General features: G+C 56.5%; 11 protein-coding genes. 5 read left to right on the top strand and 6 right to left on the bottom strand.

Annotation, left to right across the window (positions count from 1 at the left end):
• The first annotated feature begins 242 nt into the window (after positions 1–242).
• Both bssR and L977_RS02930 read left to right on the top strand, forming a co-directional pair.
• The gene (gene bssR / locus L977_RS02935) at positions 243–626 is read left to right on the top strand and encodes a biofilm formation regulator BssR (protein ID WP_023332493.1); all 384 of its coding nucleotides are present in this window, start codon (positions 243–245) and stop codon (positions 624–626) included.
• A 106-nt stretch (positions 627–732) separates the two neighbouring features.
• Complete coding sequence (locus L977_RS02930; RefSeq protein ID WP_045134209.1) at positions 733–1,851, top strand: PQQ-dependent sugar dehydrogenase; 1,119 nt, start codon at positions 733–735, stop codon at positions 1,849–1,851.
• Here the strand turns inward: L977_RS02930 and L977_RS02925 are convergent, their stop codons facing one another.
• Positions 1,852–2,478, bottom strand: a complete 627-nt coding sequence (locus L977_RS02925; RefSeq protein ID WP_047624665.1) for a glutathione S-transferase family protein — start codon at positions 2,476–2,478, stop codon at positions 1,852–1,854.
• Between the two features lie 242 nt (positions 2,479–2,720).
• Between L977_RS02925 and dacC the strand changes: the two genes are divergently transcribed.
• On the top strand, positions 2,721–3,926 hold the full coding sequence (dacC, locus tag L977_RS02920; RefSeq protein ID WP_047624664.1) for a serine-type D-Ala-D-Ala carboxypeptidase: 1,206 nt from the start codon (positions 2,721–2,723) through the stop codon (positions 3,924–3,926).
• 67 nt (positions 3,927–3,993) lie between these two features.
• Here dacC and deoR read toward each other — a convergent pair whose 3' ends face one another.
• The 3 genes from deoR to L977_RS02905 all read right to left on the bottom strand — a co-directional run bounded on the left by deoR (position 3,994) and on the right by L977_RS02905 (position 6,164).
• Positions 3,994–4,752 (bottom strand): DNA-binding transcriptional repressor DeoR, encoded by a 759-nt coding sequence (gene deoR / locus L977_RS02915; protein ID WP_014883141.1) that lies wholly within the window; start codon positions 4,750–4,752, stop codon positions 3,994–3,996.
• A gap of 67 nt (positions 4,753–4,819) precedes the next feature.
• Positions 4,820–5,428 (bottom strand): undecaprenyl-diphosphate phosphatase, encoded by a 609-nt coding sequence (gene ybjG, locus L977_RS02910; protein WP_023338185.1) that lies wholly within the window; start codon positions 5,426–5,428, stop codon positions 4,820–4,822.
• A 7-nt stretch (positions 5,429–5,435) separates the two neighbouring features.
• A complete protein-coding gene (locus L977_RS02905) occupies positions 5,436–6,164 on the bottom strand; it encodes a phosphatase PAP2 family protein (RefSeq protein ID WP_047624662.1) in 729 nt (242 codons plus the stop codon).
• Between the two features lie 168 nt (positions 6,165–6,332).
• Between L977_RS02905 and L977_RS02900 the strand changes: the two genes are divergently transcribed.
• Positions 6,333–7,565 (top strand): MFS transporter, encoded by a 1,233-nt coding sequence (locus L977_RS02900; protein WP_047624661.1) that lies wholly within the window; start codon positions 6,333–6,335, stop codon positions 7,563–7,565.
• Between the two features lie 60 nt (positions 7,566–7,625).
• Here L977_RS02900 and L977_RS02895 read toward each other — a convergent pair whose 3' ends face one another.
• The gene (locus tag L977_RS02895) at positions 7,626–8,438 is read right to left on the bottom strand and encodes a Cof-type HAD-IIB family hydrolase (protein WP_047624659.1); all 813 of its coding nucleotides are present in this window, start codon (positions 8,436–8,438) and stop codon (positions 7,626–7,628) included.
• Positions 8,428–9,642 (bottom strand): MFS transporter, encoded by a 1,215-nt coding sequence (locus L977_RS02890; protein ID WP_014883146.1) that lies wholly within the window; start codon positions 9,640–9,642, stop codon positions 8,428–8,430. The genes L977_RS02895 and L977_RS02890 overlap by 11 nt, the downstream gene beginning before the upstream one ends.
• Positions 9,643–9,723: 81 nt before the next feature.
• Between L977_RS02890 and L977_RS02885 the strand changes: the two genes are divergently transcribed.
• On the top strand, positions 9,724–10,275 hold the full coding sequence (locus L977_RS02885; RefSeq protein WP_047624657.1) for a TetR/AcrR family transcriptional regulator: 552 nt from the start codon (positions 9,724–9,726) through the stop codon (positions 10,273–10,275).
• Positions 10,276–10,421 lie beyond the last annotated feature (146 nt).

The following is a 10,421-nucleotide window of genomic DNA, read 5'->3' as shown; positions in this document are numbered from 1 at the left end:
GCCGAGGGAGACGAAGCCGATTTTCGGCGGGTGCGTAACATTGCTCGCAGATTAAAAATCCATCAATTATGGAGTTATCAGGGCGGGATTTATACACTCTTTGCAAGCGGGATGTGTCGGGCAGAGGTTGTAACATTGTAAATAATGTTAATCAGTTAAGAATAATTGATCTCAGGCATTAAACTGTACAAAAAATGAACTTATTCTGACTGTGCAACATGGCTGACAGAGGAGGAAATAGTATGTCCGTTGACAGACTGAAACGCGATCTGCTTAACAAGCTGATCAACGCCCGAATCGACCTGGCCGCTTATCTGCAGCTCAGGAAGGCCAAAGGCTATATGTCAGTCAGCGAAAGCGAACATCTGCGTGATAATCTGTTTGAACTTTGCAATTTCATGCGTGAAAAAGCACCGATCCTGAGGGCGGAATACGATGAATGCGAGTTAATGGCGCTGCGTCGTGCCGCTGAGGTGCTCTCCATTGCCGGGGTATGTTTGATGAACGGACGCCACGACTGCCCGAATTTTATCGCTGTAAACGCGGAGAAGCTTGAAAACTGCCTGACAACGCTCTCTCTATGCATCATGTGTCTGTCCGAGCACGAGAAGCTTGAGCAACACTGAGCCCGGGGGAGGCAACTCCCCCTTCTGATTAAGCTTTTGTAAAAGTGGTAACGCGCCCGGAGGTACTGGCTAATCTTTATGCCATATGCCGAAAAAGGAGCGCGTCATGCCACGGTCCTCGTTGATTTTCCTTCCTGCGTTGTGCTTTTCCTTTTCACTTCTTGCGGCGCCAGAGGCGGTGAAGGTTGAGGTGCTGCAAAACCGACTCGATCACCCCTGGTCGATGGCGTTCCTGCCGGACAATAAAGGGCTTCTGGTCACCCTCAAGGGCGGGCAGCTCAAACACTGGCAGGCCGGAAAAGGGCTTTCCGATCCCATTGTCGGCGTGCCGAAGGTCTGGGCGAACGGTCAGGGAGGACTGCTGGACGTGGTGCTGGCGCCGGATTTTGCAACGTCGCGCCGCGTCTGGCTGAGTTACGCCGAAGCAGGGCATGACGGCAAAGCCGGAACGACGGTGGGTTATGGCCGCTTAAGCGACGATCTTTCCCGCATCGAGGCATTCCAGGTCGTGTTTCGCCAGATGCCGAAACTCTCGACCGGTAACCATTTTGGCGGACGGCTGGTGTTTGACGGCAAAGGCTACCTCTTTATCGGACTCGGCGAGAACAACCAGCGTCCGACGGCGCAGGACCTGGACAAGCTGCAGGGGAAAGTGGTGCGCCTGACCGAGGACGGTAAAGTCCCTGCGGATAACCCCTTTGTGAACACCGCCGGCGCACGGCCGGAAATCTGGTCTTATGGCATTCGCAACCCGCAGGGAATGGCGATGAATCCGTGGAGCGACACGCTCTGGCTGAACGAACATGGCCCGCGCGGCGGGGATGAAATCAATATCCCGGAGAAAGGCAAAAATTACGGCTGGCCGCTGGCAACACACGGCATTAATTACAGTGGCCTGAAAATCCCCGAAGCCAAAGGTGAACACGTCGAGGGAACCGAGAAGCCGCTGTTTGTCTGGAAAGTCTCGCCCGCGGTCAGCGGCATGGCGTTCTACAACAGCGACGTTTTCCCGCAGTGGAAAAACAAACTGTTTATTGGGGCGCTGAAGGAGAAAGACGTTATCGTCCTGAGCGTGGACGGAAACAAGGTCACGGAGGACGGGCGCATCCTGGGCGATCGGGATCAACGTATTCGCGATGTGCGGGTGGGGCCGGACGGGTATCTGTATGTGCTCACCGATGAAACGGACGGGCAACTGCTAAAAGTCAGCCCGTCCGGTGCGTAATCAGGTGACCGGGGTCATCACGACGTTACGGTACGCCGGACGCTCGCTCAGTTGCTTGAGCCAGCGTTCAAGGTGAGGGCGCGGCGTCCATTTCAGCCCCATATTGGTCAGGTTCCAGACAAACGGCGCCACGGCAATATCTCCCACGCCGAACGTCTCGCCGGAGAACCAGGCGTGCTTCGCCAGTTCGTCATCCATCATGGCAAACAGGTTTTCACAGGCATCCTGAGCGGCATGAATAGCAGGATAGTCGCGTTCGGCCTCGGGGGTTCTCACCAGTCCCATCAGGATCACCCGGTGAACAGGAGAGAACGTCTGGTTTGCCCAGTCCATCCACTTTTCACTCTGGGCGCGCAGCGCCGGGTTTTCAACCCACAGACGGCCAAGACCGTACTGGGCGGCGAGGTAGCGCACAATGGTGTTAGATTCCCAAAGCGTTGCGTCTGTTTCGTCATCGCGCAGCAGCGGCACCAGGCCATTCGGGTTCATCGCCAGATAGTCGGCCTCTCTGTTTACCCCGAATGCCATGCCAGCCATGATTTGATTAAACGGTAAATCCAGCTCTTCCAGCGTCCAGAGCACTTTCTTCACGTTGGTCGAATTGTTCCTGCCCCACAGCGTAATCATATTTACTCCTGATGAGTTGTGAATCCGGGTCACCTTTTTCGCCATGGTGAGATAAACCTAACAATTACGCAACAGAAGACAAAAAAATCGCCTGAATCAAAGCGTAAATGAATGTTATTGCATAAACTTTAATAACTTTACCCTCGCTGGGTTTCTTTCACCGTTTTAGTGCGCTATTACTCATCGCTTCTTGCGACACGGTGATGTGACGTAATTTTTGAATGGACACTCGGGTGGCATTTATGACGCGAAAAATGACTTCTCTGCGCAGCCTGGCGGCAGGCTCTGCGCTCCTTTTCCTGTTTGCACCAACTCTCTACGCAGCAGAACAGGCTGCGCCCGAAGCGCCACCGGTGGATGCGCGCGCCTGGATCCTGATGGACTATGCCAGCGGGAAAGTGCTGGCGGAAGGCAATGCCGATGAGAAACTCGATCCGGCCAGCCTGACCAAAATCATGACCAGCTATGTGGTCGGCCAGGCCTTGAAAGCCGGTAAGATCAAGCTGGACGATATGGTCACCATCGGAAAGGACGCCTGGGCGACCGGTAACCCCGCGCTGCGCGGGTCATCGGTGATGTTCCTGAAGCCAGGGGATCAGGTGTCCGTTTCCGATCTGAACAAAGGGGTAATTATTCAGTCGGGAAATGATGCGTGTATCGCGCTGGCCGATTATGTGGCCGGCAGTCAGGATTCTTTCATTGGTTTGATGAATGGCTATGCGCAGAAACTCGGCTTAACCAACACGACATTCAAAACGGTTCACGGCCTGGATGCGCCGGGACAGTTCAGTACCGCGCGCGACATGGCGCTGTTGGGGAAAGCGCTGATCCACGACGTACCGGATGAATACGCGATCCACAAAGAGAAAGAGTTTACCTTCAACAAAATTCGTCAGCCGAACCGTAACCGTCTCCTGTGGAGCAGCAACGTTAACGTGGACGGCATGAAGACCGGCACCACGGCGGGCGCGGGCTATAACCTGGTGGCCTCTGCGACGCAGGGCGACATGCGTTTGATCTCGGTTGTGCTGGGCACCAAAAACGACCGCATCCGGTTTAACGAATCAGAAAAACTGCTGACCTGGGGCTTCCGTTTCTATGAAACCGTGACGCCGATTAAACCGGATGCCACGTTCGTCAGCCAGCGCGTCTGGTTTGGGGATAAGAGTGAAGTGAATCTCGGGGCGGGAGAAGCCGGTTCCGTGACCATTCCACGCGGTCAGCTGAAAAACCTGAAGGCCAGCTTTACCCTGACCGACCCGCAGCTCACCGCGCCGTTGAAAAAAGGCCAGGTGGTCGGGACGATTGATTTCCAGTTAAACGGGAAGTCAATTGAACAGCGTCCGCTGATCGTGATGGAAGCGGTAGAAGAGGGTGGCTTCTTCAGCCGGATGTGGGATTTCGTATTGATGAAATTCCACAGCTGGTTTGGCAGCTGGTTCAGCTAATCCATCATGCTTTTCTCCCTCTCCCTGTGGGAGAGGGGCGGGGTGAGGGCATCAGGCCGCACCCCTCTCAATACATCAACTTCACCTGCTGCGCCTTCGCATGGGCCACAATTTCCTCATCCGGGCGGCAATCGCTGACGATGGCGTCAAACTGCGCCAGCTCGCCCATTCTTGCCGACCGCACCTTACCAAACTTACTGTGATCGACCACCAGCACATGGTATTGCGCGGCGCTTAATGCCCAGTGCTTTACCGGCAGCTCCTCCAGGTTAAAGCAGGTCGCCCCCTGACGCACATTCACGCCCGCGGCGGAATAGAACGCGATGTCCGGACATAAGTTGCTGAGCGTGTCCTGCAGGTTGAGCGGCTTAAAGATAGCGTTGCTGGCGTGAAACTCACCGCCGCAGAGGATCACCCGGCACTCGGGTTTCTCCTGCAGCGCCAGAAAGGTGTTCAGGGAGTAACACACGGCGGTAAAGGGAATACTGCTGTCGATGGCTTCGATAATCCACGGCGTGGTGGTGCCGCAGTCAAAAAACAGCGTCTGGTGCGGCTGTACCAGCGTGGCGGCCAGGCGCGCGGCTTTGCGTTTCTCTTCCACCAGACGCGTTTTCTGATCGCTTATCAGATAATGGCTGGCGCTACGCGGCTCAAGCACAATGTACCCGCCCAGCAGTACCACGGGAGCGCTGTCGCTGTTCAGATCACGACGAATGGTCATCTCTGAGACGCCGAGGAGGTTGGCGGCTTCCTTAAGATGCAGCTTATCACTACGCTTCAGCGCCTGAAGCAGCTGAGCTATGCGGTCATCGCGTCGTGTTTCCATAGTTCCTCAGGATAAAAAAAATGAGCCCCCGCAGGGCGGGGGCTCAGTGTAACCTGTCCGGTTGGGGTTAGTCACGTATCCAGCCTTTGCGGATCGGGAGGGCAAAAATGGCGCGATAAAGGGAAGAGAGCCCCCGGTAGAGCGCTTCACCGAAGAGATTCCACAGGATTGCCGCGCTCACGCAGCCAATCAGTCCTACCAGGAAACCGCCGACCATATCCAGCGGCCAGTGGACGCCAAGATACACGCGGGACCAGGCAATCGCCGCGGCTGCCACCATCAGTACCGCACCAGACCACAGGCGATGCCAGAACAGGAAAGCCAGCGCGAAGGTGAAGATAACCGTACCGTGATCGCTCGGGAAGGAGTCATCCGGCGCGTGGTGCAGGAAGGTATAACCGACATGGTCGACAAAAGGACGATCGTGCGGGAACGCATGGCCGAGAATATAACTAACCAGTACGCTGACCCCGAGCGCCATCGCGACTTTGATCACCAGCTGGCGCTGTGCCTTCACCTGACTGCGAGGGCCCCAGAGCCAGAGGATAGCGGCCAGCACAGGCACGATACTAATCAGATCTTTTGCCAGGAAGGTGGCGAAATCAATCATCCACTCTGGCGAGGCCGGGGTGGCGTTGATCAGATAAAACAGCTGATAATTCAGATTCTCTAGCATAGCGTTATCACTCTTTTGCAAACCGGGTGGAAACCAGCCCGTAGACGGCCACCTGGGAAAACCAAACCCACCACCCGGCCCACAGGTTGTGAGAGAAAAAATGTGCCCCGCGCATCACCTGACCGAAGCCCATCGCCAGACCCAGCAGCACGCCGAGGGCAACAAAGCTCCAGGCGAGACGTGGACGCTCGCGCCAGAAGGCAAAAAACAGCCCCATCACCATAAAACCGCTGGAGGCATGGCCGCCGGGGAAACAGCGCCCCGGCCCGCTGTCTGTCGGGACGGCGCTAAACAGGGGGTAAGACATCGCCTTCCCGCCATACTCCACCAGATCCCACGGGCAGCTGTGGTGGCTAATGCTTTTCAGTACGCCCACTACCAGCGCGCCAAGCCCCATCAGCAGCGCCGCCGTAATCAGCCTGGCGTTACGTTTGTAAGCGCCGTAAAGCAGCGCCACGGCACCTAAGGCGATGGCGATGTACTTCGCCAGACGATGGTTGAGCAAATCCAGCAGGTGGTCTTTCTGCAGCGGGAAGCTCTGCGTCGCCGCGTCATACCAAAAACCAGTGATCCATCTGTCGAGCGCTTCATCGCGCGAAAGCCACGTAAACACCACGGCAAGGACTAACAGCACGAAAAGCTGATAACCATAAAAGCGGGAGGGTAAGCGGTAAAGTCGTTTTGTCTTATTTGTCTGTAAGTTAGACAATTCTGAACGGCTGGAAGTGAGTGCCATAATTTGGGATCGTTGACGAGTAATCGGGCTATCATAAATCTGTCAACTTAAGGAAACCTTAAACGAAGACGATATGTGCTTTATTTCTGTTTATCCTCGATAAATCACTATCTCGGGCTGCGGCATTTCATTACACTCGTCGCGATTTTGTCATTTTAAAGAGATTGCATGTTAAACCGTTCTTCTTCTGGTTCACGTCTGGGTCGTCAGGCGTTGCTTTTCCCCCTGTGTCTGGTGCTCTACGAATTCTCCACCTATATCGGCAACGATATGATCCAGCCCGGCATGCTGGCCGTTGTGGAGCAGTACAACGCGGGAATTGAATGGGTGCCGACCTCCATGACCGCCTATCTGGCTGGCGGCATGTTTTTACAGTGGCTGTTAGGGCCGCTGTCGGATCGTATTGGCCGCCGTCCGGTGATGCTGACCGGCGTGGTGTGGTTTATCGTCACCTGTCTCGCTACGCTGCTGGCGCAAAACATTGAGCAATTTACCCTGCTGCGTTTCCTGCAGGGGGTGAGCCTGTGCTTTATCGGTGCCGTGGGGTATGCTGCCATTCAGGAGTCGTTTGAAGAGGCGGTGTGTATCAAAATTACCGCGCTCATGGCAAACGTGGCGCTGATTGCCCCTTTACTCGGGCCGCTGGTGGGCGCCGCGTGGGTACATGTTGCGCCCTGGGAAGGGATGTTTATCCTCTTTGCGTTTCTCGCCGCTATCGCGTTCTTTGGCCTGCACCGCGCAATGCCGGAAACGGCGACCCGTCTGGGTGAAAAACTCTCGCTCAAGGAGCTGGGCCGGGATTACAAAGAAGTGCTGAAGAATGGCCGCTTTCTGGCGGGGGCGCTGGCGACCGGGTTTGTGAGCCTGCCGCTGCTGGCGTGGATTGCGCAGTCTCCGGTCATTATCATCAGCGGTGAAAAGCTCAGCAGCTACGAGTACGGTCTGCTGCAGGTGCCGATTTTTGGCGCGCTGATTATCGGTAACCTGGTGCTGGCACGTCTGACGTCACGCCGCACCGTGCGTTCACTGATTATTATGGGTGGCTGGCCGATTGCAGCAGGGCTGATTCTGGCCGCGGTGGCGACCGTTGCGTCATCCCACGCTTATCTGTGGATGACGGCGGGGCTCAGCCTTTATGCTTTCGGGATTGGCGTGGCGAACGCCGGGCTGGTGCGCCTGACGCTGTTTGCCAGCGAGATGAGTAAAGGCACGGTGTCCGCGGCGATGGGTATGCTGCAGATGCTGATCTTTACCGTCGGTATCGAGGTGAGCAAGCACGCTTACGCGATGGGTGGCAACGGTCTGTTCAGTCTGTTTAACCTCGCCAACGGCGTGCTGTGGGTTGGCCTGATGATGGTGTTCCTGAAGGACAAACGCGTCGGCAACGCCCTGCAACCGTAATCTGTTTATTCCCTCTCCCACAGGGAGAGGGTTAGGGTGAAGGCACCAGACCGCACGATATCAATTAAACGGTGCCTCCCCGTTCAACACCTTCTCAATCACATCCAGCACACCTTCCTCGTTATTATGCTGCGCTTCAAACCGCGCCACTGCTTTAATATGCGGTCTGGCATTCGCCATCGCGAAGCTGAACCCGGACTGACGCAACATCTCCACGTCGTTGCCGCTGTCACCGAAGGCAACCACTTCACTGTCCTCTATGCCCCAGCGCTGTTGCAGGATCCGCAGACCGTTGGCTTTGTGCACGCCGGGGATAATCAGGTCGATACTGCCGTGGCCGGTTGTCACGGGCACCATAATGTCGTTAAGCTTTTCATGCAGCATCGCCTGGATGCGCGGAATTTCATGGTCTGACACGTTCAGCCCAAACTTGAAGAAAATGTCGTTCAGGTTGTCGAAATCACTCACCATTTCGAGCCGGTGATAGTACTTCGCGGCGATATCCTTAAAGTTATCGTCATAGCATTTCAGCGTATAGGCGCTGTTTTTTCCGCAGGCGATAATCTCAATGCCCGGAACGTCGTTTAATACATTCGCGACGGTCTCGAAATGGGCTTTCGACAATTCACCGTTAAAGACATCCTCTCCGGCGCTCACGACCCAGCCGCCGTTCTCAGCGACGAACGCAATTTCATGCGCAATCTCCGGGAAAAAGGAGATCAGCTGGTAGTACTGGTTGCCGCTGGCGACCACGAAGCGAATGCCTTGCGCCTTCATGCGGGCGTACTGCGCCAGAAAGCGCGGGCGGTTATAGGTCTTGGCATCGCTCAGGAATGTGCCATCCATGTCGACGGCGATCAGTTTAACGCTCATATCCCTTCTCCAGTGTCGTTTGTTTCGTTTCCGGCTTTGCCACCGCGCGCGCCACCAGCGCGGCGATGATCACCAACCCTAACACCACCAGCATGGCGCTGCGCAGCCCGTAGTGTTCACCCAGGAAGCCGAGCAGCGGCGGCCCCACCAGGAAGGCGAGGTAGCCCGTTGTCGCCACCACGCTGACGCGCGTCGGGGCATCCGGCCCGGTGTCGCTGGCGGCGGAAATGGTCAGCGGGAAGCCGAGTGACGCCCCCAGTCCCCAGAGGATCACCGAGACGCCGGCAATCCAGTCCACGTCCACAAAGATAATCATCGCAATCCCCAGGCCGCCCAGCAGGGCGCTGGCGCGCACCACCGCCACGCGGCTGTAGCGGTCGATAAACCAGCCGCCGGTGAAGCGCCCGACGGTCATCCCCAGCGTAAACCCGGCGTAAATCAGCGAGCCGGAGGTCGGGCTAAAGCCGTGACCGTCCACCATCAGCAGCGGCAGCCAGTCGTTGGCGGAGCCTTCTGCAAACGCCATCGCCAGTACCACCACGCCGATCAGCATCAGCTGGAAATCGCGGTAGAAGGGGAGTCCTTTTTCGGCTGACGAGCGTTCGTCAGCGGAGTTTTTACCGGTGCCGTCCGGGATGGCCCGGATGCCGGTGAGGATCGGAATGATGCACACCAGCGCCGCCAGCAGGATATGCAGATTGGCGGTCACACCCGTGGCCGTCAGCGCCATTCCCACGCCCGCACCGGCCAGCGTACCGAGGCTATAGAAGCCATGCATCATGGGCAGCACGGTTTTGTTCATCTCACGTTCGACCGCCGCCCCTTCAACGTTGATGGCTACCTCCGCAGAACCGAAGCTGCCGCCAAATACCGTCAGCCCCAGCGCGAACAACACCGGCGAGGCAAACCACAGCGCGATGCTCAATACCACCATCCCGAACACCGCGCAGCACATGGTGGTGCGGATCACAGCTCGCGTACCAAAGCGCTTCACCAGCCATGCGGAACAGAGAATGCCGCTCATGGAACCGATCGACAGGCCGAACAGCACGATGCCCATCTCAGCCGTAGAGACAGACAAAATATCGCGAATGGCGGGCGTGCGCGTGGCCCAGGAGGCCATCAGCAGACCGGGAATAAAGAAGAACATAAATAGCGCCCACATGCGGAGCTGCAGGGTTTTACGGGGAGAGGTCAGCGTCATTGGGGTAGCACCAGAAGTACAATAATAGCGACAACACTAGCAAGTTTGTGTACATTTGTACACAAACCACGTGAGGAATTTATGAGCAGACCACCGAACGATCCGCATCGCCGGGAGAAGATCCTGCAGGCAACACTCGATACCATTGCCGAGCACGGTATTCACGCCGTCACGCACCGTAAAATCGCCGCCTGCGCGGGCGTGCCGCTGGGGTCGATGACCTACTATTTCGACGGTATGGAGCCACTGCTGGAGGAAGCGTTCACATGGTTTACGCAACAGATGTCGCAGCAGTATCGGGATTTCTTTGCGGGCGTCACCGGGCCTGAAATGGCGTGCGAGTCCATCACCACCCTGATCCACAGTTCGCAGGTGACGACGCCGCACAACATGGCGCTGATGTACCAGCTTTACGCCTTTATGCACCGCAGCGCGGCGCTCAAAACGGTGATGCAGGACTGGATGAAGATGAGCCAGACTACGCTGGAGCAGTGGTTCGATCCGGTTACCACCCGCGCGCTGGATGCGTTTATCGAAGGGATGACGCTGCACTATGTGACCGACCGGGAGCCGTTAACCCGGGACGAGATTCGGGCGATGGTAGGGAGGATTGCGGGTGAGGGAAACGCTTAGACATCGCTCGTTAAGCCTGGCATTACGTATGCCCACGTTTAGAAAAGCTGGATAACGGGCTTTGGTTATTCTTTGTTGGGGTTTATTTAAGGCAACAAAAAACCCATCAACCTTGAACCAAAACGGCGGGGTTGATGGGCTCCACA

Origin of the sequence: Enterobacter sp. ZOR0014 (assembly GCF_000798855.1) — a bacterium.
GTDB lineage: Bacteria > Pseudomonadota > Gammaproteobacteria > Enterobacterales > Enterobacteriaceae > Enterobacter > Enterobacter kobei.
The sequence above is the reverse complement of the archived record's forward strand: the minus strand, read 5'-3'. Positions and strand labels throughout refer to the sequence as shown.

Coding starts and splice junctions, on each gene's coding strand:
- dacC (WP_047624664.1), top strand. CDS start 2,721: ATGACGCGAAAAATGACTTCTCTGCGCAGCCTGGCGGCAGGCTCTGCG.
- L977_RS02930 (WP_045134209.1), top strand. CDS start 733: ATGCCACGGTCCTCGTTGATTTTCCTTCCTGCGTTGTGCTTTTCCTTT.
- L977_RS02900 (WP_047624661.1), top strand. CDS start 6,333: ATGTTAAACCGTTCTTCTTCTGGTTCACGTCTGGGTCGTCAGGCGTTG.
- L977_RS02885 (WP_047624657.1), top strand. CDS start 9,724: ATGAGCAGACCACCGAACGATCCGCATCGCCGGGAGAAGATCCTGCAG.
- bssR (WP_023332493.1), top strand. CDS start 243: ATGTCCGTTGACAGACTGAAACGCGATCTGCTTAACAAGCTGATCAAC.
- L977_RS02890 (WP_014883146.1), bottom strand. CDS start 9,642: ATGACGCTGACCTCTCCCCGTAAAACCCTGCAGCTCCGCATGTGGGCG.
- L977_RS02925 (WP_047624665.1), bottom strand. CDS start 2,478: ATGATTACGCTGTGGGGCAGGAACAATTCGACCAACGTGAAGAAAGTG.
- L977_RS02895 (WP_047624659.1), bottom strand. CDS start 8,438: ATGAGCGTTAAACTGATCGCCGTCGACATGGATGGCACATTCCTGAGC.
- deoR (WP_014883141.1), bottom strand. CDS start 4,752: ATGGAAACACGACGCGATGACCGCATAGCTCAGCTGCTTCAGGCGCTG.
- L977_RS02905 (WP_047624662.1), bottom strand. CDS start 6,164: ATGGCACTCACTTCCAGCCGTTCAGAATTGTCTAACTTACAGACAAAT.
- ybjG (WP_023338185.1), bottom strand. CDS start 5,428: ATGCTAGAGAATCTGAATTATCAGCTGTTTTATCTGATCAACGCCACC.